Consider the following 25,152-nt stretch of genomic DNA (forward strand, 5'->3'; position numbering starts at 1 on the left):
CGGCGGCAAGAGCCGCCGAGGTCGGGGGTGAGGCCGCACGACATGTGCGTGCGGCCGAGGGGGGCGCCTCTCGCCCCCCTGAGACAAACAGCTAGCAGCGTTGGAAAAGTCGCGAAGCGGACTTTTTCAGCAGCCTGCTAGTGAATGCCGGCGGACGGCAGCTCGCTCTCCTTCCAGCGCCGATAGGTCGGCTCGGAGACCCCCATGAGGCCGGCGGCGTCTCCGGTGCTGTGCGGGAAATGCTCCACCACCAGCGCCAGCAGCATCCGCCGCAAGGAGCGCAACCGGTCTCCGGCCACCTTTCCCTCGCTCAGCCAGTCGGGAAGGAGAGCCCGGATCTCTTGCCAAGCTTCGGCCCGCGGCAGCAAGCCGGCTTCGGACGCCGCCGAGACCCGCTTGAGGCGCCGCCGATAGGTACTCTCGGGAATTCCGACGCGCCGCGAACCGGCGAGGATGGCACCTTCGCTGAGGCGATCGGCGGCCAAGATGAGGTCTTCCTCGAGCCATCGCCCCATCGGCATCGCCCGCACCGTCGAATCCCCGACGGCTTCGGCCACCAAGCCCCGGAGACAGGCCCGCAAGCGCTCCTCGGTGGCCTCGAGAGGCGAGTCCGCGACCGTCCCATCCCCGGCCACGGCCAAGGCCGGAGGAGCCTCGATCTGCAGATCCCGCTCTTCGACCCGGTCGGTCTCGCTGAGCAGCACTGCCTGCATCAGCCGGTTCTGCAACTCGCGGACGTTGCCCGGCCAGTCATGCTCGAGGAGGCGACGTTCGGCCGCCGGCGAGAGGCCGCGCAGCGCCTTGTCGTACTGAAAAGCGAACTTCTTCGCGAAGTGGCGACCGAGGAACAGGATGTCGTCCCGGCGCTGGCGCAGCGGCGGCACCTCCAGCCGGACCACGTTGAGACGGAAGTAGAGGTCTTCGCGGAACCGCCCCGCCTGCACTTCGCTCAACAGCTCGCGATTGGTCACCGCCACGATGCGAACATCGACCATCATCGGCTGCGTCGCCCCGACCGGCGTGAGCTGCTTCTCCTGTACGAAGCGCAGCAACTTGCTCTGCACTTCGAGGGGCAGCTCTCCGACCTCGTCGAGAATGACCGTGCCCCCCTCCGCCTGGGCCAACCGCCCCGGAGAGCGCTGATCGGCCCCGGTGAAAGCACCCCGCTCATGGCCAAACAACTCGCTGTCGATCAAGGACGCGGCGATGGCGCCGCAGTCGACCACCACACAGGGCAGGTCGCGACGCTCGCTGAGCTGGTGCAGGGTGCGAGCCAGCATCTCCTTGCCGGTGCCACTCTCGCCGGTGATCAGCACGGTGGCGTCGGAGGGAGCGACCCGGCGCGCCATCGAAAGAACTTTCTCCATCGCTGGCGACCGATGCAGTAGCTTGCTCTGCTGCAAGGCATGGCGAAGCTCGCTGAGCTCGGCACGGAGATGGCGGCTCTCCTGTTCGCGACGCGATCTCTCCTGCCGAGCCAGGGCGGCCCGGTCGAGCGCCGCTGCGAGATGACTGGCCATCGCCTCGAGCAGCACCGCATCGGCCGAATCGAGCTCTGGCGCCGACTCTTCTCCCCGCACCAACAAGCAGCCGAACACCTTCTGACGCGCAATCAGCGGAAAGGCGTGAAGGCCCTCCTCGGACAGGCTGCGCTGGGCCTCGAGGGCCCGCCTCGCCAGCTGTCTGCCCTCGATCGGAGGCTCCGCCAGGCTCGCGATCGGCCGCAGCTCACCGGCTTCTCCCGCCATTTCGAGATAGTCGATGCGCAGTGGCCGGAAGGCGGCCGAGAGCTTGTCGAGAACCCGCGCCGCCAGATCGTCTTCCTCGGCGAACCGCGTCACCACCGAAACCATGTCCCAGAGCAGCAGCATATTGCGGTAGTCGCGGCCGACGTCGGCGGTGAAGATGCCGCTCAATCGATCTCGGCGCTCCACCGCCTCGCCCTCATCGATGGCTTGCCACTGGACCAGTCGATCGCCACCCGCCGCGGTCGCCTGGCTGAGCGCTTCGTCAGCGCGCAGCAAGAGGGTCAGGCCGGCGTCTCGCCGGTCATCGGCAGCCGAGTCGACAACCGCCAGCCCAAGGCTGAAGGTCAGGCGAACCCCGGCCTCACCGTAGGGATGAGCCGTCAGGCGCCGCAGGAGATCCTGGGCGAGATCCTCCGGCGCGCCTTCGGTCTCCGGCACCAGAACGGCGAAAACCGCGGCGCCGTAACGAAAAACGGGCCAGCGCGAGGCCTGCAAGCGGTCCGCCACTTCCACCATCACGGCATCGCCGCCCGCCCGACCGAGACGCTCATTGACGCCCTCGAAGTCGTCCGGATTGACCAACAAGAGAGCGAGCGGACGCTGGTTGGCCGTCGCCGCCCGGAGGGCTTGGGAGAGATAGACCTGGAACTGGGCTCGCCCGGGCACGGAGGTGGTCGAATCGACCAAGATCGGCAACACCTGGAGTAGGTGCCGGGCTAGATCCCCGGCCAGCCGCCAGAGGGCGTTCTGCTCATAGGAGCTGCCGCCCAACAACCCAACCCACAGCGGCGGCAAGTCCGAGCGGGTCTCGCCAGCGACCAACGCGGGGCGCTCCGAACGGGTGGGAACGCGCAGGAGAAGACCCGGCGCCCGACGACTGGGATGGCGTACGATCTCGTCCCGCGAGACGGACGATCGATCGAGCTCCGCGACCGCCCCTTCGGCCGCCACCGAGTCGGCGAGCTCGGGGACGGCAGCCGCTTCACCGCTGTGAACCAGCACCGGTGGCGAAGGGACTTCCCCTTCGACGGCGGGAAGATAGAGCGTTACCGCCGCATACTCCCCGACATCGGCGATCAGACGAGCACAAGCTTTGAGAAGTGAGGTAGAGCCCAGCATCATCGACGACAAGCGATCACTCTAGCACCCAGGATCCCATCTCTCCGAAAGCCTCTCGGCATATTCCGAAAAACTGATGTCAGCGTATCAGCTCGCGTCGAAAAGGAGCTGCCGAAAACGGCAAGAAAGGCGGGCTAGGCCGGACGCTGCCACGCACCGCTCTCGTCGAGGTCGGCGGTGGTCTCGAGCAAGAGCCTCTGAAAGGGCCGGTCGATGGTGCGCTCGATCCGGAAGAGATCTTCCGCCCCCAGAGTGTCGAAGCGAAATGATGCCGTGGGCTCGCCCTCGGCATCGACCAGCAAGCGTCCGAAGGCCTCGGTGCCGGTGGCCTCGCCGGCGAGAGCGTGAACCAGCTCTCCCTGGTCGAAGACCAGCGCTCCCTGGCGGTCTCGAAACCACAGCCGCAGCAGCCCGCTCCGACCGGCCTGGGCCAGGGCCTGGGTGAGGTCCATCAAACCGAGCACCGTCAGCGATCCGCTCAAAGTTCCCGGGGGCGGGAGCATCTCGCCGGCGGCGGGAGCCTCCTCGGACGTCGCCGGCGGGCTCTGCTGCAGAGCAGCGGTCAGCTCTTCGACCACCTGCCGCATGGCGCTGCGAGCGTCGAGCACCAGATCCGCTGCGATCTCGTCATCGGCCTGGTTCGCTCCACCGGCTACCAGCACAGCAAGACGGACCGTCTTCCACGCCGCCTCGTCACGCACTCGTGAACAGAGGGACCGCGCCTTGCTCAAACCGAGCTTCTCAGAGATCAGCAAGAGATCCGGGATCGCCACTCGCAGCGCCGCCAGGGCGACCCCTTCGTCGCCCGCGATCGCAACTTCCGCAGTGCCCTTGAGGGCCAGGCTGAGCAGCCGGGCCCTGGCGGGTTCAGGCTCGATCAATAGGACGCGGAACACGGTTCGGTTCTCCTCGGACGAATACTAAGAACAGCAAACTCTGTGCCAGGCGGCCCAGCAAAGGACGGGACCTTCGCCCGCCCCGGCCACTGCCGCGCAATGGGTTCAGTTCCAAGGATTTCAGGCGCGAGGGCGCGTTCGCGCGGAGAACGAATGACAATTGCACGAGTCAAAAATAATGGCGCCTTCGCCAAAATATCGGCGAGGCGCCATTATTTTCGTCGATGGACTGCTCGACCGATCAGCCGTCAGAGCGCTGGGTCAACTTGCCCTTCAGGTAGTCCCGGTTGAGGCGCGCGATCCAGTCGATGCTGATCCCCTTGGGACAAACCGCTTCGCACTCGCGGAAGTTCGAACAGTATCCGAAACCCTGCTCTTCCATCGCTTCGACCATACCGACGGCCCGCCGCGAGCGCTCCGGCTGGCCTTGAGGCAACCGGCCGAGATGCCCGACCTTGGCCGACGTGAAGAGCTGCGCGGCACCGTTCGGGCACTGCGCCACGCAGGCCCCGCAGCCAATACAGGCCGCCGCATCGAAGGCGTCGTCGGCGATTTCCTTGGCGACCGGGAAGAGATTGGCTTCCGGAGCGCTGCCGGTCGACACCGAGATGTAGCCACCGGACTCGATGATGCGATCGAAGGCGGAGCGATCGACCATCAGATCCCGAATCACCGGGAAGGCCGCGGATCGCCAGGGTTCGACTTCGAGCACATCGCCATCCTGGAACATCCGCATGTGGAGCTGGCAGGTGGCCGTCCGGGCCTGGGGGCCGTGGGCCTGACCGTTGATCATCAACCCGCAGGAGCCGCAAATGCCCTCGCGACAGTCGTGATCGAAAATCACCGGCAGCTCGTCCTTCTCCGTCAGCCGCTCGTTGAGGACATCGAGCATCTCGAGGAACGACGAGTGCGGGCTGACGTCGTCGAGCTCGTACTCGACCATGCGACCCGCTTCCTGGGGACCCGCCTGACGCCAAATCCTGAGGGTCAGCTTCATTACTTGTAGCTCCTTTGGCTGGGCTGAACGATGTCGAAGCTCAGCTCCTCGCGGTGCAACGAGGGCGCATTACCGAAGCCTTGATAACCCCAGGCAGAGACATAGGAGTAGTTTTCGTCATCGCGCAGGGCTTCTCCCTCTTCGGTCTGGTGCTCTTCACGGAAGTGCCCGCCGCACGACTCCTCGCGATCGAGGGCATCGCGACACATCAGATCCGCCAGCTCGAAGAAGTCCGCCACCCTCCCCGCCTTCTCGAGCGCTTGATTGAGGCCTTCACCGTCGCCCAGCACCTTCAGGTCGTGATCGAACTCTTCCTTGAGATCGCCGATCTGCACCAGCGCATCGCGCAACCCGTCACCGGAGCGGGACATTCCGCAACGGTCCCACACGATCCGACCGAGAGCGCGATGGAAGGAGTCGACGGTCCGCTTGCCGGCGATCGCGAGCTGCTTCGAAACCCGCTCGCGCACTTCCTCTTCGGTCCGTTGGAAGCACTCGCCTTCGGTGCTCACGTCTTCTCCCAGATACTTCGCCAGATAGTCGCCGATCGTGATCGGCAACACGAAGTAGCCATCCGCCAGGCCCTGCATCAGAGCGCTGGCCCCGAGGCGATTGGCGCCGTGATCCGAGAAGTTGGCCTCGCCGATGGCATAGAGGCCGGGCACCGTGGTCATCAAGTTGTAGTCCACCCACAGGCCGCCCATGGTGTAGTGCGGTGCCGGATAGATGCGCATCGGAACCTGGTAAGGGTTCTCGCCGGTGATGCGCTCGTACATTTCGAACAGGTTGCCGTAGCGGTCGGCGATGGCGTCCTCGCCCAAGCGCCGGATCGAATCGGCGAAGTCAAGGTAGACACCATTCTTGAGCTCGCCGATCCCCAATCCGGCGTCGATCATCGATTTGGCGTTGCGTGACGCCACGTCGCGCGGCACCAGGTTGCCGAAGCTGGGATAGCGCCGCTCGAGGTAGTAGTCGCGCTCGGCCTCCGGAATCTCCCCCGCCGGGCGCGACTCGCCGGCCTGGGAAGGCACCCAGATTCGGCCGTCGTTGCGCAGCGACTCGCTCATCAGGGTGAGCTTCGACTGGTACTCGCCGGCCTGCGGAATGCAGGTCGGGTGGATCTGTGTGTAGCAGGGATTGGCGAACAGGGCGCCGCGCCGATGGGCCCGCCAGGCGGCGGTGACGTTGCAACCCTTGGCATTGGTCGACAGGTAGTAGACGTTGCTGTAGCCGCCGGTGGCCAGCACCACCGCATGGCCGGCGTGGGAGGTCACCTCACCGGTCACCAGGTCGCGCACCACGATGCCGCGGGCGCGGCCCTCCTCGACCACCACATCGAGCATCTCCGTGCGTGGGAACATCTTGACCTGACCGCGGTGGATCTGCCGCGCCAGGGCTTGGTAGGCGCCGAGCAGAAGCTGCTGACCGGTTTGGCCGCGGGCATAGAAGGTGCGGGCCACCTGCGCGCCGCCGAAGGAGCGGTTGTCGAGCAAGCCGCCGTACTCACGAGCGAAGGGCACTCCCTGAGCCACCGCCTGGTCGATGATCTCGACGCTGACCTCGGCGAGGCGATGGACATTGGCCTCGCGGGAGCGAAAATCACCACCTTTGACGGTGTCGTAGAACAGGCGATAGACGCTGTCACCGTCGTTGCGATAGTTCTTGGCGGCGTTGATGCCGCCCTGGGCGGCGATCGAGTGGGCGCGCCGCGGGCTGTCCTGGTAGCAGAAGCACTTCACCCGATAGCCCATCTCCGCCAGGGTCGCCGCCGCCGAGCCGCCGGCGAGGCCGGAGCCGACCACCAGGATTTCGAACTTGCGTCGATTGGCGGGATTGACCAGCCGCACCTTGGCGCGGTGATTGCTCCACTTCTCGTCCATTTCCCCGGCGGGGATCTTGGATTCGAGCTGCAGCTTTGGGACAGTCTTGGTTTCGAGTTCGATCATGGTCGTCTCCCGGCTCACGACACCACCCCCGTCAGAACCGCCACCGGCACCGCGATGAACCCGAGGGTCACGCCGAGGGCAAAGAGGGTGGCAAAGGAGCGGCGCCAGGGGTTGTAGCGCGGGTGATTCCATCCCAGCGTCTGAAACATGCTCCACAGACCATGGTACAGGTGAACTCCCAGCATCAGATTGGCGATCACATAGATGCCGGTGATGAACGGGTTCTGAAAAGCACTGACCACGTTGTGGTAGACGTCTCCATAGACGAAATCGGAGTGGGCGCTGCCCCAGGTGAGGTGGAGCAGGTGGTAGATCACGTAAAGGAAGATGATCAAGCCACCCCAGCGCATGGTGCGGGCCGCGTAGTCGAGCTGCACCCGGTCGCGACGCCGATAGGACACCGGTCGCGCTCGGCGCGCCATGCGCACCAGCTGAACTGCACTCACAATGTGGACGATGATCGCCGTCAGCAAGCCGATGCGGGCAATCCAGAGGAGCCCGCCGTGGGGCAGCATCGGCATGCCGATCTCGCGTAGCCACTCGGCGTAGCGATTGAACTTCTCGGCCCCTTGGAAGACCTTGAGGTTGCCCACCATGTGGCCAGCCACGAAGCCAAAGAGCATGAGGCCACTGATCGCCATCGCGGTCTTCTTGACCATCGCCGAGCGATAGAGGCTCAGGAACCAGTTCATGTCGTAGCCCTCATCGAATAACCACTCACAATCTTCAACCTGCAAAGCATAACGTCATTCCCCTCGCGGCCGCCGACGGCGGCGGCGCCTGCGCCGACGGCGCCGCGGCGCGGGTGCCTCCCCCCCGCCGTCGCCGCCGCGAATCTGTCTCGCTCGCTGCCAGGAAGCCAGCTCCTCGGAACCTTCGCCGGTGGCCTTCACCAGGCACTCGAAGAGGAAGACGCTGTCGAGAAAGAACGGGCGCTGCGCAAAGCGCCGCCGGCCGGCAGGACGCCAACCCGGCTCGCACATGCGGAAGAAGCCGGTGAGGGCCCGCATCACCCGTTGGCAACGTTCGCGGGAAAGGGTGAAGCGCTCGAAGAAGGGCGCCGACGTGGTCTCGACCATGGCGGCCAGAGCCGCCCGCGACATCGGCCCGTCTTGCTGGTGCTCGATCTCGTCGCGCCGCAGGAGCACCGCCGGCAGCAGCACCGTTGCCAGCACGCTGATATCCGACAGGGTTCGGCCCTCCCGCACCATCGAGTCGAGCACCGGAAGCAGCTGATCGAAGCCGTCGAAGCCGCGATCGCCAGCCGTCGCCATGGCGAGAGCCTCAGGCAGCAGGACCTCGAGCAGGCCGAGATCCAACATCCACTGCGCCGCACTTCCCGAAGAGCCGCAGCGCAGGAGCTGGATGATCTCCTCGGTAACCCGCGGTTTCGAGGCCTTCTCGAGCTCGTGGCGGTGGCGGTGAATGGCCTCCTGGGACCGCCCTTCGATGCCGAAACCGAGGCGCGCCGCGAACTCGCAGGCCCGCAGCATGCGCACGGGATCCTCGCGAAAGCGCACATCCGGATCGCCGATACAGCGAATCAGGCGCTTTTCGAGGTCGCCCAGCCCACCGACATAGTCGATCACCGAGTAGTCCTCGATGTTGTAGAACAGGGCGTTGATGGTGAAGTCGCGCCGGAAAGCGTCCTGTCGCGGCGTCCCATAGGCGTTGTCACTGGTGATCAGGAGCTCGCCGTCGGCGCTCTTCTGCTCGGCGGGATCGGGTTCCCGGCGAAAGGTCGAGACCTCGACGATCTCGCCCTGGAAGAAGACGTGGACAAGACGGAATCGACGGCCGATGATGCGCGAGTTGCGGAACAGACCGCGCATCTCGTCGGGGCGGGCGTCGGTCCCGATATCGAAGTCCTTGGGACCACGCCCAAGGAGCAGATCGCGCACCCCTCCCCCGACCAGGTAGGCCTTGTGGCCAGACCGGTGCAACCGATAGAGAACCTTGAGCGTGTTGCTCGAAATGTTCTTACGGGAGATCGAGTGCTCGGGCCGCGGACAAACAGTCGGCTCGTCAGTGCTCACGGAGGACCATTATAGGGTGGCCTGCGGCCGGGAGGGCAGCGATTCGGACGCGATTTGCCCCACTCGCGAGTCTCTCGCGGGGAACTTTGGGATCCGGCACGGGAGCTGCCCTGGGCCGCCGCTGCCAAGCGCGTTCCGGGGAGCAGGAAAACGGGGCGCCCGCTACCACTGGAGGCGAGGAGGCGGTAGCGGGCACCCCGATTCGTCACGCTGAACATCTCTGGCTAATACCAAGATTCGTGCCAGACACCGAAGTCACCCGAAACAGAAGATCAAACCGCTGTAGTAATTGGACTTACGGACACACCTCTCGAAGTTTCTCCGACTGCGAGGACCTCAAAAGATGTCCGGAAGATGTCCGGAAGATGTCCGGAAACCCCGCGCGCCAGAGCTGGCAGGCGAGGAGCAGTGACGGTAGCTGCAGAAAAAAAAGGGGCCGGAGCGCTGAAGGGGGCTTACGAACGCGCTCCGGCCTTGAAGGGACTCGAGGAGTTGAGCTGGTGGGATGGGCTTCGCCCGCATCCCGGGAAAAGTCAGTCGTTGTAGGGGCAGCTGCGGCCGCGCCGGCGGTCATAGCGCCGGTCGTAGCGGGAGCGCCGGTCGTAGTCGTCGTAGCGGTCGTACCGGTCATAGCGGTCGTAGCGGTCATAGCGCTGCGACGCGTAACGACCATCGTAGTAGGGCGCGTAGCGCGAGAAGACCTTGTGGTGATGGGCCCGGTGGCGCTTGAAGTGATGGGTGATCACCGGACAAGACTCGTGGTGATAGTGGGCCCGGCCACGGGTGTAGCAGCGGTCATGACAGCTATGGCCGCGATAGGCGACGCGATCGTAGGTGCGGTAGTAGTAGGTCGGGTAGTGGCCGTTGTCGCGGAAACCGAGGGAGAAGTGAAATCCCCCGATGTTGAAGCTGGCCCCGAAGAGCCAACCGTAGGCAGCTTCGGCGACGCCGGGCGTCACCAGGATCAGGGTGGCGAGGGCGAGGGTGGCAATGAGTGTCTTTCGCATGATGTCTACCTCCTTGGCCCAGAGGTAGATCACGATCCGTGCCAGCCCTGGAAAGGGCCAGTGATTACAGGGTTTCTTCTCTCGAGACACCGATCTCCCCATCACCGATCGTCCTCGCCAAAGGACGCCGCCGGCCTCATCTCTCGCGTTTTGGCGCGACGATTCAGGGGCAACAAAAAGAGGCGGACCCCTACCGCCGCGCAGGGGCCCACCGAAGCAAGGTTGCGGAGCTCTCGCGAGCGGAATCGAAGCCCGCGCAACTCCACTACTGTGCAAAGCGTGAGACCGGCCGATAACCGATGATCAGGAGAGAATCCAACGACGTCTATTGGATTCGCGTTCGTTTCTCGCTTATACCGGAGGAAGCACTTTTCTGCATGAAAGAAGCACTTTTCTGTATGTAATCCGAATGTAATCCGAAGCAAGGGGCCCCGTTATGCGGGCAGAAGGAGACCGGAGATGAACCATCCACTCACGATCGACCGCCGCCCTACTCCCTCGTGGTTCCGGACCGTCGTCGCGACCGCCACCGCGGCATGGCTCGGCGCCGCCACCCTCTGGGCTGCCGGCGGCGCCCTGCAGACCATCAGCAACGGCGGTAAGGAGTCGAATTTCCTCGATACCTTTGTGATGACTCACGTCCTCACCCTCGACCGCGCCTCGCTTCAGACGCTCTGCAGCGTCGACCCCCCAGCCAACATCAACTGTGGCGATCTCCCCGGTGGCCTCGACCATGTCGTTGCAGGCACCGGCCTGCGCAACTTCCCCAGCGGCACCATCGCCGTGCGCGGCGTGCCCGTCGACGCGGTCGCGGTGCGCGCTTTCGTCGTCTGGGGACGCATCACGGACCGCCCCGACCATCCGGACAACCTGACCATCAACTTCGCTGGTCAGCAGCTCACGGGACGCCTGATGGGCGTCGCCGACCAGCCCTGCTGGAACGATCTCGCAATCTTCGCCGGCTATGCCGCAGACGTTCCGCTGTCGGTCTTCGACTCACCGATCGTCGGGGACTACCCGGTGAGCCTCGCCGGAGCTGCCACCTCCGATGGCCGCAACCCGTTCACCGATCCGACCGATCCCATCCCGTTGCCGATCGACGACGGTGCCAGCCTGATCCTGATCTACTCCGACGCCTCGGTCCCCATGCCGACGCGGGTCTCGTTCCACGAGGGCCCGTTTCAGATGCGCTTCGGTGCCATCTTCGATCACCTCTTCGAGGATCCCTTCCCCCCCACGTTCAACAACTTCCGGGTGTCGCGCATCGGAGCCGACGGCCAAACCCAGAGCGATAACTTCAACGTCCTGCCCTACACCACCGACTTCGGTCCGCGGGACGACGTCCTGACCGCGATTCGCGGTCCGTACACCGACTACGATCGCTCCTCGGACTTCCAGGGAATCGATGGCGCGGCCCTCAACCAACTCTGGGACTCGGCCTCGTCGTCGATCCCCGCCAGCGACACCACTTTCGACTCGGCCGATGATGGCTACATCATCCGCTACACCTCGACGGACACCCCGCCGCCGTGCTGCTGCGCGCCCCCGGGCGAGGTGTTGCTGTCCCCCGATCTCGGCGATCAGCGCCTGACCATCGGCGTGGTTCCGACCCTTCCCGAGGGCGAGGGCACCGGCGGTGGCGAATGCAACGACCCACCTCAGGAAGGCGGCAACCCGGAGCAAACCAACCCGCGGACGATCCCGAACAAGCCGACCTTCACGCCACAAAACGCGCCAGCCGTCGGGGATACGGTCTATTTCGATTGCGTGGTGGTGATGGCCCACGTCTTGACCATCGAGTAAGCGACGGTCGAGGGTCGATACGGCGGACGCGAGGCCAGCCTCAGGGGGCTGGCCTCGTCGCTGCGGCTGCCGGCGGGCTCAGAGGTTGCCCGGGCCGCGCGAGGTGAGGGCGGCGGCCGCCGCCTGGCGGTCGGTGGCTCGATAAAGGTCCGCCAGCCGGTTTCGAGTCTTGCGGGTGTTGATGTTCTGCGCTCCGCGGGCCTGCTCGAGATCACGATAGGCGGTGGTCAGTAGCTCTTCCGCCTCGGAAAAGCGTGCCGCCATCGAAAGACAGCTCCCCAGGACACTCTTGGTTTCGGCCAGGCGCCAGTGACCCGGCGAAAGCTTGGCGCGTCGGATCTCGAGGGCTTCCCGCAGCAAGGTCTCGGCTTCGGCGAGGTCGCCGCCGGCGGTCAGCACCTCGCCGAGGTAGGTCAGGGTCTTGGCGAGGTCCGGATGATCGCCGCCGAGGCGCTGGCGCTGCTGCTCGGCCGCCTGGCGTAGGGCGGTGATCGCCGCCGGGTGATCGCCGGCCGCCCCCAGGCGCTGCCCGAGACCGGCCAGGGAGGTGATGGTCTTGGGGTGATCCTCCCCCAGGATCTGACGATAGATGTCGAGGGAGCGGCGCTGGAACTCCACCGACTCCCGATGCCGTCCCTGAACGAAACGCAGCAGGGCGAGGTTCGAGTAACTCCGGGCAACCCCTTCATGGCCCTCCCCGAAGAGCTCGAGACGCACCTCCAGGGAGCGTCGGTAGAGGGGCTCCGCCTGGTCGTACTGGCCGGTGGTGAGAAGGGCATCGGCGAGATTGTCGCGGGTCAGCGCGACCTCCTGATGATCCTCTCCCAGGGCCGCCGTTCGGATGCTCAAGGCCTCGCGATGGAGCTCGATGACCTGGGGGTAGTTCGACGCGCCGAGCTTGAGCAGCGCCACCCCCAGATTGTTGGCCATCGCGGCGACCGTGGGGTGGCCCGGGCCGAGCAAGCGCCGACTCTGATCGAGGGTCTCCCGGAAGCGCTCGGCGGCGAGCTCGTATTCGCCGCGATTGAACGGAATCACGGCCAGATTGTTCATCGTCTCGAGGGTGTCCGGATGGCCCTCACCGAGGACCTGGCGACGAATCTCCAGGGCCTGCTGATAGTGCGCCTCGGCCTGGTCGTAGTCGGCCAAGACATCTTCGACCAGCGCCAGGTTGTGGAGATCTCGCGCCACCGCTGGATGGGGTCCGTCATAGATCCGGCGATCGATCGCCAGGGCCCGCTCGATCAACGGCTTGGCGCCTTCCGGATCGCCTTCCTGCTCGAGCAGCAGAGCGAGGTTGTTGAGGGTCTCGGCGACCTCCGCATGATCTTCGCCGAGCTCCTCGGTATAGATCTCGAGGGCACGCTCGAGGAGGGTCCGGGCTTCACCGTAGCTGCCGGTACCGCTGAGGGCGCCGGCGAGATCGTTGAGCGCCCGCGCCACCCGCGGGTCGCGATCGCCGAGGGCGCGACGGTAGGAGCGCACCGCTTTCCGGAACAGCTCCTCGGCATTCTCGAAGTCGCCCTGCCCCCAGCGCACCGAGCCGAGATGATTGAGGCTCTCGGCGACGTCCGGGTGGTTGTCCGGGAGGGTTTGCTGGCGCAGCCTGAGGGCTTCTTCCACCAATGGCCGAGCCCGTTCATAGAGACCGAGCTTGAAGTAGACGAAGCCCACCGAATCGAGCAACACGGCCCGCACCGCCGGCTGGTCGACCAACTGCCCGCGCAGCTTCAGCGCTCCTTTGTCGAGCAGCTCGCGGGCGGTGATGGTCTCGCCGAGGGACTCGTCGGGATCGGAGATCTCGAACAGCTCGGCCATGAACTCGGACACCAGGAGCGCCTTGTCCCGCTCCTGGCGCACCTGGACCGAGGACTGCCACAGGGCCAAGCCGGACGCCAACACCACCAGCAAGAAGGCGGTGGCAACGGCGAGAGCAATGCGGTTGCGACGCACGAATTTGGCAGCGCGGTAGGGCAACGTGGCCCGCCGCGCCAACACCGGCAAGCCGACGAGGTGGTTGCGGAGATCCCGGGCCAGCAGCTCGACGGAGCTGTAGCGCCGATTGCGATCCTTCTCGAGGGCCTTGAGGGCGATGTTGTCGAGGTCTCCGCTCAGGCGCCGACGCAGGGCCTCGGGCCGCAGACCGCGCCAGCGTGCCACCATCGACGGCGTCACCTCGGCCTCGCCGTCACGGTCGAGGGGGCGCCCCACCAGCAGGCTGGGACGAGGTGCCTCATCTTCCAGGATGCGCCGCTCGATTTCGCGACGCGGCACGTTGCGACTCTTGAACGGACGGCGACCGGTGAGCAGGAGAAAGAGCACTACCCCCAACGAGTAGACATCGCTCGCGGTCGAGATCGGATCGCCGCGCACCTGCTCCGGGCTGGCATAGCCGAGGGTCAGAGGACGCTCGAACTCGGTGAGGTCGGGGACGGTCTTCGATTCGTCCCGCGCCAGCAGCTTGGCGATCCCGAAGTCGAGCAGTTTGACGCTGCCGTCGTCCGACACCAGGATGTTGCTGGGTTTGAGATCACGGTGCACCACCAGGTTCTGGTGGGCGTGGTAGACCGCCGAGCAAACGGTGGTGAAAAGCTCCAACCGTTCGGCGATGCCCAACCGGCGATGGTCGCAATAGCGGTCGATGGGCTCACCCTCGATGTACTCCATGACGAAGTAGGGCAGGCCGTCGTCGGTGGTGCCGCCATCGAGCAGGCGGGCGATGTTGGGATGATCGAGATTGGCCAGGATCTGGCGCTCGCGGCGGAAGCGCTCGACGATGTTGTGGCTGCCCATGCCCGGGCGCACCACCTTGAGAGCGACCTTCTGGTCGTATTCGCGGTCCGCCCGCACCGCCAGGAAGACCTCCCCCATGCCGCCTTCGCCGAGCAGCTCGACGACCCGGTAGGGACCGATGCGACGACCTTCTTCGCGACTGCCGTCGTCGCCTTGGAAGAGCTCGATGCCCTGCGCCACCGCCGATTCGATCACCGCCCCGGACGAGCGGTCGGAGGAGATCAGGTTCTCGACTTCGCGACGCAGCTCGGCGTCGTCACCGCACTCCGTGTCGAGGAAAGTCTCGAGGTCCGCGGGCGCCAGCTCGACGGCGGCGGCGAACAGGGTTTCAATACGCTGCCAGCGCTCCGGAGTCATGCCGGTCCGGGCGGCGGGCCCTCGTCACCGGACTCGCCGCGCTGGGGCGCCGATTCGGCAGCCGCCTCGGCGGCCTGCATTTCCTTGTGCAGCCAGGCGCGGGCCAAGCGCGTGTCGGCGATCACCGTCGCCGTCGAAACCTCCAGGAACTCCGCCGTCTCCTCGATGGTGAGACCGCCGAAGAAACGCAGCTCGATGATGCGTGCCTTGCGCTGATCGATCTCGGCGAGATCCTTCAAAGCCTCGTCAAGGGCCACCAGATCGGTAGCCTCCTGATCCGAGACCTCACCGGCCTCCTGCAGCGACAGCTTGGGGACTCCACCGCCGCGCTTGGCGGTGCGATGGCCGCGGGCGTGATCGACCAGAATGCGGCGCATGAGCTGCGCCGCCACCGCATAGAAGTGGATGCGATCGCGCCAGCGGGGATGGTTCTTACCGGAAAGCTTGAGATAGGCCTCGTGCACCAGCTCGGTGGGGTCGAAGCTGTGGTCCGAGCGTTCGCGGCGCATGTAGCGACCGGCGAGACGGCGCAGCTCCCCATAGACCAAGGGCATCAACCGATCGAGGGCGTGCGGGTCTCCCTGACGCCATTCGATCAGCAGGCTGGTGACGTCGTTCGGCGGTAGCGGCATGTCTCAGCAGCATCCTACCACCCCGCCAAAGGACTCACTCGGAAGGCATTTGTTGCTCTTCGAGGGCTCGTGTCGAGATGTGAATCTCGCCTTCGAGGGTGCGGTGCACGGGACAGCGATCGGCGATTTCGAGCAGGCGTTGACGCTGTCCGTCATCGAGCGGGCCCTGGACCTCGAGGCGACGATCGATGTGATCGATCTTGCCGCTGGTGGTCTGGCAGTCCTCGCAGTCGCGGGCGTGGATCTTGCCGTGATCGAGCAGCACGCGGACGCCCTCGAGGGGCCACTTCTTGCGATCCGCATACATCCGCAAGGTCATCGCAGTGCAGGTGCCGAGGGCGGCGAGGAGCAGGTCGTAGGGCGTCGGGCCGAGATCGTCACCGCCCACCGAGCGCGGCTCGTCGGCGACCAGACGATGCTGCCGCGCCAGCACCTCGGTGGTGTAACCGCGGGCACCCCCGCGAATCTCCACCTGACCTTCCGAGACAGACTCTTCCGGCGCCTCGACGCGGTCGACGAAGCGTGCCGCCCAGGCGGCCAGCACCTCACCGGCATAGCGCGCATCGGCTTCTCGCCGCAGCAGGTGGTCGGCATCGTCGAGGGAAACGAAGCTCTTGGGGTGACGCGCCGCCTCGAAGATCCGCCGGGCGTGCTCGACGCCGACGATGCGGTCGATCGGCGAGTGCAGCACCAGAAGCGCCTTGTCGAGCTCCTCGATAGCGCCCCGCAGGTGATCCTGCGACACGTCCTCGACGAAGCTCGGGCTGACCCGGAAGGACTGCGCCCCACCGAGCTGGACCTCCCGCGCCGCGCCATCGTCCGTCGCCGCCCCGACCCCGAGGGTATCGAGGAGATGACGGGTTTCGCTGGGGGCCCCGATGGTGGCCACCGCCACCGCCTGGGGAAACTCCCGCGCCGCCGCCAGCACCGCCGCCCCACCCAGGCTGTGGCCGATCAGGATGCGCGGTGGCGCCAGCTCCTCGGCCATGAACCGACCCACCGCCACCAGGTCGTCCAGGTTGGACGAAAAGTCGGTCTCGCCGAAATCGCCTTCGCTCTCGCCGAGGCCGGTGAAGTCGAAGCGCAAGACGGCGATGCCGCGCGCCGCCAGGGTGCGACTGATCCAGCCCACCGCCTTGAGATCCTTCGAGCAGGTGAAGCAGTGGGCGAAGAGGGCATAGGCGCGCGGCTCGCCGACGGACGGTCGGTCGAGACGGGCCACCAGGTCGGTACCCAGGGATCCAGGAAAACGAAATCTCTCGCTGCGCATGATTCCTCCCGAGGGGCTTTGGGTGGGGAGTCCGGGGGCGCCGGTCCCACCGACGGTGTCTCGCTCGATTCTTCCGGCCGCGGGCAGTGTACTGGATCCCTCCGGCGGCGCTATCATGCCCCCAATTCGCCCCCACCCGGTCACGAGATTCACGTTGAAGTCGCTCGCCCTTTCGCTGCTCGCCGTCGCCTTGCTGGCGACCTTCCTCGCCTCCGGCTTTTGGGGTGACAGCTACGACGACGCCTACATCACCTACCAATATGCCCAGCGCTGGGCGCGCGGCGATGGCCTGACCTTCAACGACGGCGAGCGAGTACTGGGCACTTCGGCACCGGGCTACGCCCTGGCCCTCGGTGGCCTGGATCGCTGGGCCGGTATCGAGCCGCCGGCGGGAGGCAGCCTGCTCTCCCTCTTGGCCCTCGGCGGTCTGGTCCTGCTGCTCGGTGCGATGGCCGGCCCACGGCATGCGACCTGGCCCCTGCTGTTCGCCCTGACCGCCCTCACCTGTCGCTGGAACATCGAGATGTTGGGCGCCGAAACCCTGCCGGCGGCGGCCCTCGGCACCCTCGCCGTTTGGCTGGCCCTGCGTCGAGACCAGGCTACCGCCGCCGGCCTGGCGGCCGCGGCGGCGATGCTCTGCCGCACCGACCTGGTGCTCCTCGCCACCCTCCTGGGTGCGGTTCTGTGGTGGCGCCAGCGCAGGCCCCCGTGGCGCTACGCGCTGGCGGGTCTCCTGCCGCCGGCGCTCCTCGGCATCTGGTTGACGAGCTACTTCGGCTCGCCCCTCCCGGCCACCTTGGCGGGCAAGCAGAGCGAGCGGAGCGACGCCCTCGGCTACAGCGCCGACCAGTGGCACTGGCTCGGCCGCACCCTGACTCCCAGCGGGCGCGCCGCCCTGATGATCCTCGCCGCCATCGGCCTGCTGATCTGGATCGCCAGCCGGCGGCGGAGCGGCGCCGTGTCGTTCCTGGCCAGCGCCGGCGCGGTGCTGGCGGCGGGCGTTCTCGCCCTGCAGGCCTTCTATCGCTTGGCGGGGGTGCCCTTCGCCCCCTGGTACGAGGTCGCCGCCCTCAACGGCCTCCTCGCCCTCGCCACCTTCGGCGCCGCCCGCCTCGGCGCGCTGGTCGGCTCGCGCCTGCCGACCTCCGGCCTGCGACCGATCGTCGCCGGCCTCGTCGGCCTCGCCCTGTCGCTGCCGCTCTGGCAGCCCGGCCTGACCTGGGCCGTGGCGCAGCACGGCGAGCCGCCGGACCCGCGCCAAGAGCTCTATTGCGCCGTCGGCGAGTACCTCGCCCGCGAGGCGCCACCGTCGGCCCGAGTCGCCGCCGTCGAGATCGGCGTCCTCGGCTACTACGCCGATCGGCCGGTCCTCGATCTGGTGGGGCTGATCGACCCGGCCGTCGTCGCGGCGCGCGCCGACGGCCGCCTGGGAGACCACGTCGCCGCGGTCGACCCGACCTACCTGCTCGACGCACCGGTCTTCCGCCAGCGCTTCGTCGATGAGGTCCTTGGCACTCCCGGCATCGGCGGCCGTTACCGGCCCGCAGCGGCCTTCGTGAGCCCGGCCTACGAAGGCGACCCGGTGGTTCTGCTGCGCCGCCCCTGAGGGACGCGAAAGTCCGCTCTACCGCACGATCGACGACAAGCCGGCCGCAGCCTCGACCCAGACGCGAAACTTGTCGAGGTCCACTTCGACCTCGGAACCGATGGCCTTGGCGACCGCCATCAGAGAGTCGAAGCGCTCCGCCAGCGGTTGCGGAGGACTGGCACCCTGCAGCGCGGCGAGGGAATCGATGCCGGCCTGCAAAAGCAGGTTGCAGTGCTCGGCGTCGATACCCGGGAGACTGAGCAACTCGGCGGCGTGGGCCCAGCGTTCGAGGATCGCTGAATCCTTGAGATCGAGGGCTTTGGCCAAGCGTTGTCGACGCGACGGGTCCGCCGTCGCCACCAAAAGGTCTGCGACCGTCGAGACCTTATGCTTCGCCAGCGCCGAGGACATTTCGTCGGAGATCAGGTCGAGCTTCGAGAGCGAGGACGACGGTTGCTTGGATTCTTCCGCCTTGTCGTCATCACCGTCGCCCGGTGCGATCGCTCGCAAGGTGGCCGGCGCAAAGGCCCCGACCTCGGTCACTTCGTTCTTCCGGGTGGGGTTGAATTGCAGAGATCGTTTCAAGAGTCGCCCCGCCAGACCGCAGAGCAGCAGTCCGAGGGCCATCGGCGAAGCATCCGAGGCTGGCGCCGTAGCATCGACCGTTGGCGCCGGATCCGCAGCAGGGACAGCGCTCTTCTCCGCGGCCGGCGGCGTACCGTGAGGTCCATTCGCAGAGCTGGGATCCAAGGTCTGCCAATCGATCGCGACCGCCGTCGGCGTGAACCCGTGCTCGCCCGCGAGACGCCGCCCGACGGCATCGAGAAAGCTCGCGACGTTCATGATGAACAGGGAGTCGAAGCTCTGCTCCGCCATGGCGACAGATCCCTGGACACACTCGCGCCAAGCGTCAGCCGTGGTTCGACCAGCCTCGACTTCGAGCCACCCGAGCTGCAGCAGAACCGGGGCCAAGCTACGGGCAGTGGCGGACACCTTTCTCGCGGCGGCCTCGTCCCACTGCTTCATCCCAACGAGCCGATCCGAAGACGAAAGCTCGGCCAACCGCTGGCGAGCGTGCCGCAGCTCTCGGGGAATCTCCCGAGCCAGCTCTCGCTCTCTTGCCAGAGTGTTCTCCGGGGACTTGATCGCCTCCTCCGCGAGCTTCGCCAACTCACCGTAGGACGCATTGCAGTAGAAGATCAGGCGTTGACTGTCGAAGGCCTGACTTCCCTGTCCGACGATCTGCTCGATCCGGTCGCTCGAGAGATCCTCCGAGTCGTTCCCTTTGCCGAAGAGTTTCGCTGCCAAGGCGACCAGGTCCTCCTCCGCCGAGGCATCCAAGTACGAGCCATCGAGAAGCTTCCGAACCCGCTCGAAGAGTCTCCGTTGTCCCTCATGATCGCTGCCGCCCTGCGCCCACAGGGCCCTGCCCAGGTGATGGTAGGCGGCGAACATCCCACCGTCTTCTTCCAGGGCTTCCTCGAACTGTCCCTGAGCCGTTTTCAGGCGCTGAACCGGCGCCACCCCTGAGCTCGCCAAGTCCATTGACCTCGTCCCGGCTCGCAACAGAGCAACTGCTCGCCAGCTCGACGAGCCGAGCAGCGAGAATTCACCGGAGCCGCCGCGCAGGCTCCACTGGGACAACAGCCAGACGGCGACGACCTCGGCCAGCACGGCGTAGCCTTCGAGCGGATCCAGGGCCATGAAGTTCTTAACCTCCGCCTCGCCGAGGAAGTCCTTGAGCCAAAGCTCCTCAGACCCGAGGATCTCGTTCCCTTGACTCAGCTGAACCACCACGCCCGGACCGCGCGGACCGGGGCGCTGGACGATCCCGGTCAAGCGGAAGGGCGCAGGAGCGATGAGCTTGATGAGCGAATCGAAGATCTTGGCCACCCCTTGAGCGGCCGGAACCGCGGTTCCAACCACTTCGGAGATCGGAATCTCGACGGGACCGCTGCGCACGATTCCCCCAGCCTGCTCCAAGCCGCCGAGCGCGGCGAGGGAGTGCTGAGCGCGCCGCGCGAAGTCTTCGCCGCCCACCACCGCATCCTTTTTGTTCTTGTCCTCGATCAACGGCTCGGCCACGGCGAAGGCATCGACGAGAACCTTGCGCCGAAATGAGGTCCAATATCGAACGACCACGGTCACCAACCACGCCACCAAGAGGAAAGCCAGCAGCGGCATCAGGAGCGGCAAGGCCCGGACACTCCACCGAATCAGCTCGTGAGAGTCCGTCCAGGGAGTGCCGTAGATGTACTCGAGCTCCGTCGGAAGTGGGCCGCCGACGGCCTCTAGGGCTTTCTCGGCCGCTTTTCGAGCCTCCGTCAAGTTGCCAAGCTCCGCGAGGGCTCTGGCCTTGTCGAAGGATTTGTCGCGTTGCCGCTCGAAGAGGCCTTCGAGGGCGGGCGGTAGCTCGACATCGGCCTTCAAAGCCTCTTGAGCCTTGGCCCAGGCACCGGCATGGTCTCCAGCACGGTCGAGGGCCGCCGCCACGACGAAGGCCTGTTGATCAAGCTTCTGGAGGACACCGGCGAGGCTTGCTTGGGTAGCGGCATCGTCCGGCCGCAGAGCGAGGGCCTTGAGCAACTCGCTCTTGGCGCTCTCCGTCTCGCCGATCGCCAGCTGGGCGTCCCCGAGCTCACGGTAGCGCACCACGAGCTGGTCCAGTCCTTCGCCGACGCAGTCCGGAAGCTCGCCGTCCTTGGCCTCGACGGCGCCGTAGGCCTTGCGCGCCTCGTCCAGCAGGCCGACCTCCATCTGGCCCCGGGCGGCGGCACATTCTTGGGCGCCGGCCGATGGTGTGGCCAGCACGAACGCCAACATCCCAGCCACCACCCAGCCTGCTGTCCGATTGATCATCATGAGTCCTTCCCCTTCGCGGTCACGATGGAACCCGTTTGCGTCTCCAGTACCTCCGCCCCCTACCGAAACTGACGGACCCAGCGAGCGGCTTCACCATCTTTGGGCCATCGAGAAGCCTGTGAAACCGGTTTGATGAACCATGAGTGCACCCTTCCAACGACGAGAAAATCGCTAGTACTGGATCCGGTAGGCCACCGACACCACGTCGACCTCTGCGAAGGTCGGGGCGTCATAGCCCTTCTGAAGCTTGAGGCCGATGCCCTGGGTCGGTGTGAGCTGATAGCTGAGCGTTGCCGCCAGGAGGTTCCGCCACTCTTCGTCGCCGGAATCGAGACGCCGCAGCTTCTCGTTCACCGCCAGCGAGAAGGGACCGACCGCCAGATCGAGCTCGAAGCCGGCCCAGGCGCGGACGAAGGAGTCTTTCTCGACACCGGGATCCGCCGCCAGCACTTCGCCGGCCTCGACCCCCAGAATAGGCACGAAGGCCCAGGAGCGCAGCAGCGGACCAAGGCGGGCTTTGACGGGCCGCCGGTCGAAGTCACGGCGCCGTTGATCGACGGTCCTGACCCAGGCGTCGGCGACCGGCGACCAGGCGAGCTCGGCGAGACCCTCGCGGTGGTCGAAGTCACGATCCGCGTGATGGCGCAGTCCAGCGCGTAGACGATGCTCGCCCCAGCGCGCCGTGGCACGGTCGAAGAGCAGGTCCGCACCCAAGGTCACCCGATCGGGCATGCGCGACTCGACCCCCGAGTCACTCCCCACCTGGGCTTCGAGCAGGGGTCGCCAACGCCGCACCCAAGGCCCCTCGCCGGAGTCGGCGAAGGACCACGGCCCCGGCCGCACGACGAGATCGAGAAGTCCCTCGTCATCGCGCTCGTCGGCGCCGCCCTCGGAGACGAAGGCCAGGTCGAGGTAGTAGGCCAGAGAGCTGTCCGATCGGCCCAGCGGCGCCGAGAAAGTGAAGGGGGACCGATTGGCGATCACGACTTCGTCGCCCTCGTCGGTCGACGGCAAGGTCAGGCGCAGATAGATCGGTTTGCCCTTGGGAAGGGCCCGAGCCAGAAAAAGGCGCAGATGCGGACCGTCGATCTCCAGCCGTTCCACGGCGAGCGGACGGGCCACCCCGGGGCGTGCACTGCTCCATTCGAGGGCGAGGTCGGGACGGGATTTCGCGGCCTGCCGCTCCAGCCAGTCCCGCGGGACGATGGGCTCCGCGGAGCGAACCAGGTCGTGAATCTCGAGGGTGCGCCGGCCAAGGCTCTCATCGATCGACCAGGCCGGTGTCGGGAAGCGGCGAAAGCTCACCTGCTGGCGGCCGAGCTTGCGGCCCTTCGCGGTGCGCACACCGTCGAACACCAGCGTGAACTCGGCACGCCGATCCACCAGGGCCGGTCGTTCGTCGATGGCTGCGAAGCGCAGGACGAAGACCTCGTCCAGCCGATCGCCTTCGATCGGCGAAATCTCGACCACCCGGAGAGGTACGACTTCCGGCAGAGGATCGCGGCGGAGGGCATAGGCGGTGACCCCGGACGGCTTGACCGACTCGACCAGCACCGGCTGGTCGAAGAGCACTCGAACACCGTTCGCCGATTCGTCGACGGTGACTTCGAGGGCTGCCCAGGCTCTCCCCGTGGAGAGGCCCAGGGAAGCCACTACCAGCGCCGCGATGGTTACGGCAGAGCGGCGAGGCATTCCGGCTCGTTGTCCCACACCCGCTCGCCGAGCTCCGTCACCTTCATGGCACCACGGATCTGGTCCTCCGCGATCACCGGCTTGCAGGCCTTGAGATCGGCATGGTCGTTGATTTCGCGGGCCAGAGACCGCTTGCTGGCGGCCGTGACGTTCTTGAGCACCGACAAGACGTCGGTCTGACGCGCCTCCGTATCGGCCCAGCGGCTGACACAGCGACGGATGATCTTCTTCACTTCGAGCTTGCCCATGGTCGAATCCTCCAGCCGTCTTTCCCAGAAAAACGGACATGGCCGGCGATGTTCGCCGTGCGAGGCACTACTTCAACGCCCGAATGGTTGAACCCTGATTTGAATCTTTCCTGATTCTGGGTCCGAGCCTACCAGTCCGCGAATTCCTGCAAAAAGAAAAACGCCCGGTAGCCAGCGAGGGCCACCGGGCGTTGTCGAGCCTCGCGGGCTCGGCCGAGCGCTCAGATCGCGGCGATGCGGTCGGCGCGGGAGAAGAAGAAGGCGGTTTCGAGAGCGGCGTTCTCGGGCGAGTCGCTGCCGTGGATGGCGTTCTTCTCGATCGAGGTGCCGTAGAGGGCGCGGATGGTGCCGGCCTCGGCCTTCGATACGTCGGTGGCGCCCATCACCTGGCGCAGATGCGCAATCGCGTTGTCGCGCTCGAGCACCGCCGGGATGCACGGACCGCTGGTCATGAACTCCACCAGGCTGCCGAAGAACGGCCGCTCCTTGTGCACCTCGTAAAAGGCTTCGGCCTGAGCCTGGCTGAGGTGGATCACCTTCAGGCCGCGCAGCACGAAGCCTTCGGCCTCGAGGTGGGCCAAGATCTTGCCGGCGTTGCCGGCGGCGACACTATCGGGCTTGAGAATCGTGAGAGTGGTTTCCATCGTTCCTACCCTTTCCGGGAACTGACGTTTCTAGAATCAACGAGCGCCTTCGGCGCCGGTCTCGGCGAACACAGCGGTGGCTCGAACGCCACCGCCACCGTGCTGCCGAGAAGGAGGTCGAGGCCGCCCCTTTTCGGCGGCCCCGTCGAGGGTTGTGAGGTTCAGCGACCGAGGGCCGCCGCCACCGTCGAACCGAGGTCCGCCGGCGACTCGCAAACGTGGATGCCGGCCGCGGAGAGGGCCTTCATCTTTTCCGACGCGGTGCCCTTACCGCCGGCGATGATCGCCCCGGCGTGCCCCATGCGACGTCCCGGAGGAGCCGTGCGGCCGGCGATGAAGCCGACGACCGGGCGATCGAAGTTCGCCTGCACCCAGGCGGCGGCACGCTCCTCGGCGTCGCCACCGATCTCACCGATCATGATCACCGCCTCCGTCTCCGGATCGTCCTTGAAGGCGGCCAGGACGTCGATGAAGGTGGTTCCCACCACCGGATCCCCACCGATGCCGACGCAGGTCGACTGGCCGAGACCGAGGTTGGAGAGCTGCCAGACGGCCTCGTAGGTGAGGGTGCCGGATCGGCTGACCACCCCGACCTTGCCGGCCTGGTGGATGTGGCCCGGCATGATGCCGATCTTGGCCATCCCCGGCGAGATCACGCCCGGGCAGTTGGGGCCGATGAGACGCGTCGGGTGATCGCGCAGGAAGCGCTTCACGGTCAGCATGTCGGACGCCGGGATGCCCTCGGTGATGCACACCGTCAGCTCGATGCCGGCGGCCGCCGCTTCCATCACCGCATCGGCCGCGAACGGCGGCGGCACGAAGATCATGGTGGCATTGGCGCCGGTTGCGCGGCGCGCTTCGTCGACGGTGTCGAACACCGGAATCCCTTCGACGGTCTGACCGCCCTTGCCGGGCGTCACGCCGGCCACCACCTGGGTGCCGTAGTCGCGGCAGCCGAGGGCGTGGAACTCGCCCTCCTTGCCGGTGATGCCCTGCACCAACAAACGGGTGTCGTTGTTGACCCAAATCGCCATGGTTAGCCCTCCCCTCGCGCCGCCGCCACGGCCTTCTCGGCGGCGTCGGCCATCTGGTCGGCCACGATGAAGTCGAAATCCGCCTCGTGCAAGATCTTGCGGCCTTGCTCGACGTTGGTGCCTTCCAGGCGGACCACCACCGGAATCGACACGTTGCCGAGCTCTTGGATCGCGCCGACCACGCCGGAGGCGATGCGGTCGGTGCGCGCGATGCCGCCGAAAATATTGACCAGCACGGCCTTGACTTCGGGATCGGAGACCAGGATGCGGAAAGCGTTCTTGACCGCCTCCTGGCTCGCCGAGCCGCCGACGTCGAGGAAGTTGGCCGGATCGCCGCCGTAGAGCTTGATGATGTCCATCGTCGCCATGGCGAGCCCGGCGCCGTTGACCATGCAACCGATATTGCCGTCGAGCTTGATGAAGTTGAGACCGAACTTGCTGGCCTCGACCTCCGCCGGATCCTCTTCGGCGAGATCGCGC

Annotated in this window: 18 protein-coding genes; 2 read left to right on the forward strand and 16 right to left on the reverse strand. The window is 66.3% G+C overall.

Annotated features, from left to right (window positions below; all coding sequences use genetic code 11):
* Positions 1–137 precede the first annotated feature (137 nt).
* From AAF604_22950 to AAF604_22980, 7 genes are all read right to left on the reverse strand, one after another.
* Positions 138–2,870, reverse strand: coding sequence for a sigma 54-interacting transcriptional regulator (locus AAF604_22950; GenBank protein ID MEM7052540.1), 2,733 nt, complete (start codon positions 2,868–2,870; stop codon positions 138–140).
* Between the two features lie 131 nt (positions 2,871–3,001).
* Entirely contained in the window at positions 3,002–3,763 is a 762-nt protein-coding gene (locus tag AAF604_22955) for a DUF4388 domain-containing protein (protein MEM7052541.1), read from the reverse strand.
* Between the two features lie 241 nt (positions 3,764–4,004).
* Positions 4,005–4,760, reverse strand: a complete 756-nt coding sequence (locus tag AAF604_22960) for a succinate dehydrogenase/fumarate reductase iron-sulfur subunit (protein MEM7052542.1) — start codon at positions 4,758–4,760, stop codon at positions 4,005–4,007.
* Positions 4,760–6,706, reverse strand: coding sequence for a fumarate reductase/succinate dehydrogenase flavoprotein subunit (locus tag AAF604_22965; GenBank protein ID MEM7052543.1), 1,947 nt, complete (start codon positions 6,704–6,706; stop codon positions 4,760–4,762). The genes AAF604_22960 and AAF604_22965 overlap by 1 nt, the downstream gene beginning before the upstream one ends.
* Before the next feature lie 14 nt (positions 6,707–6,720).
* Positions 6,721–7,398, reverse strand: coding sequence for a succinate dehydrogenase cytochrome b subunit (locus AAF604_22970; protein MEM7052544.1), 678 nt, complete (start codon positions 7,396–7,398; stop codon positions 6,721–6,723).
* Between the two features lie 54 nt (positions 7,399–7,452).
* Positions 7,453–8,742 carry a polynucleotide adenylyltransferase PcnB gene (pcnB, locus tag AAF604_22975; GenBank protein MEM7052545.1) on the reverse strand — a complete coding sequence of 430 codons (1,290 nt, stop codon included), beginning with the start codon at positions 8,740–8,742 and terminating at the stop codon, positions 7,453–7,455.
* A 533-nt stretch (positions 8,743–9,275) separates the two neighbouring features.
* Positions 9,276–9,749 (reverse strand): hypothetical protein, encoded by a 474-nt coding sequence (locus AAF604_22980; protein ID MEM7052546.1) that lies wholly within the window; start codon positions 9,747–9,749, stop codon positions 9,276–9,278.
* A 459-nt stretch (positions 9,750–10,208) separates the two neighbouring features.
* Between AAF604_22980 and AAF604_22985 the strand changes: the two genes are divergently transcribed.
* On the forward strand, positions 10,209–11,552 hold the full coding sequence (locus AAF604_22985) for a hypothetical protein (GenBank protein ID MEM7052547.1): 1,344 nt from the start codon (positions 10,209–10,211) through the stop codon (positions 11,550–11,552).
* A gap of 78 nt (positions 11,553–11,630) precedes the next feature.
* Here the strand turns inward: AAF604_22985 and AAF604_22990 are convergent, their stop codons facing one another.
* The 3 genes from AAF604_22990 to AAF604_23000 are packed head-to-tail and all read right to left on the reverse strand — an operon-like array spanning position 11,631 to position 16,604.
* Positions 11,631–14,702, reverse strand: a complete 3,072-nt coding sequence (locus AAF604_22990) for a tetratricopeptide repeat protein (GenBank protein ID MEM7052548.1) — start codon at positions 14,700–14,702, stop codon at positions 11,631–11,633.
* A complete protein-coding gene (locus AAF604_22995) occupies positions 14,699–15,334 on the reverse strand; it encodes a sigma-70 family RNA polymerase sigma factor (GenBank protein ID MEM7052549.1) in 636 nt (211 codons plus the stop codon). Before AAF604_22995 ends, AAF604_22990 begins: the two co-directional genes overlap by 4 nt.
* A 34-nt stretch (positions 15,335–15,368) precedes the next feature.
* A complete protein-coding gene (locus AAF604_23000; protein ID MEM7052550.1) occupies positions 15,369–16,604 on the reverse strand; it encodes a bifunctional alpha/beta hydrolase/OsmC family protein in 1,236 nt (411 codons plus the stop codon).
* Between the two features lie 154 nt (positions 16,605–16,758).
* Between AAF604_23000 and AAF604_23005 the strand changes: the two genes are divergently transcribed.
* The gene (locus tag AAF604_23005) at positions 16,759–18,210 is read left to right on the forward strand and encodes a hypothetical protein (GenBank protein MEM7052551.1); all 1,452 of its coding nucleotides are present in this window, start codon (positions 16,759–16,761) and stop codon (positions 18,208–18,210) included.
* Positions 18,211–18,228: 18 nt separating this feature from the next.
* On the opposite strand, the gene AAF604_23010 is transcribed toward AAF604_23005, so the two are convergent.
* The 6 genes from AAF604_23010 to sucC form a co-directional block, all read right to left on the reverse strand.
* A complete protein-coding gene (locus AAF604_23010) occupies positions 18,229–21,054 on the reverse strand; it encodes a DUF4332 domain-containing protein (protein MEM7052552.1) in 2,826 nt (941 codons plus the stop codon).
* Between the two features lie 171 nt (positions 21,055–21,225).
* Complete coding sequence (locus tag AAF604_23015) at positions 21,226–22,746, reverse strand: hypothetical protein (protein ID MEM7052553.1); 1,521 nt, start codon at positions 22,744–22,746, stop codon at positions 21,226–21,228.
* The gene (locus AAF604_23020) at positions 22,725–22,994 is read right to left on the reverse strand and encodes a hypothetical protein (protein ID MEM7052554.1); all 270 of its coding nucleotides are present in this window, start codon (positions 22,992–22,994) and stop codon (positions 22,725–22,727) included. The genes AAF604_23015 and AAF604_23020 overlap by 22 nt, the downstream gene beginning before the upstream one ends.
* A 221-nt stretch (positions 22,995–23,215) precedes the next feature.
* Positions 23,216–23,638 carry a nucleoside-diphosphate kinase gene (gene ndk / locus AAF604_23025; GenBank protein ID MEM7052555.1) on the reverse strand — a complete coding sequence of 141 codons (423 nt, stop codon included), beginning with the start codon at positions 23,636–23,638 and terminating at the stop codon, positions 23,216–23,218.
* A gap of 161 nt (positions 23,639–23,799) precedes the next feature.
* Positions 23,800–24,672 (reverse strand): succinate--CoA ligase subunit alpha, encoded by an 873-nt coding sequence (sucD, locus tag AAF604_23030; protein ID MEM7052556.1) that lies wholly within the window; start codon positions 24,670–24,672, stop codon positions 23,800–23,802.
* Positions 24,673–24,674: 2 nt separating this feature from the next.
* Positions 24,675–25,152 (reverse strand): succinate--CoA ligase subunit beta (gene sucC / locus AAF604_23035; protein MEM7052557.1); only part of this gene is annotated, 478 nt, incomplete at its 5' end.

The sequence above is a fragment of the Acidobacteriota bacterium genome, assembly GCA_039028635.1.
GTDB lineage: Bacteria > Acidobacteriota > Thermoanaerobaculia > Multivoradales > JBCCEF01 > JBCCEF01.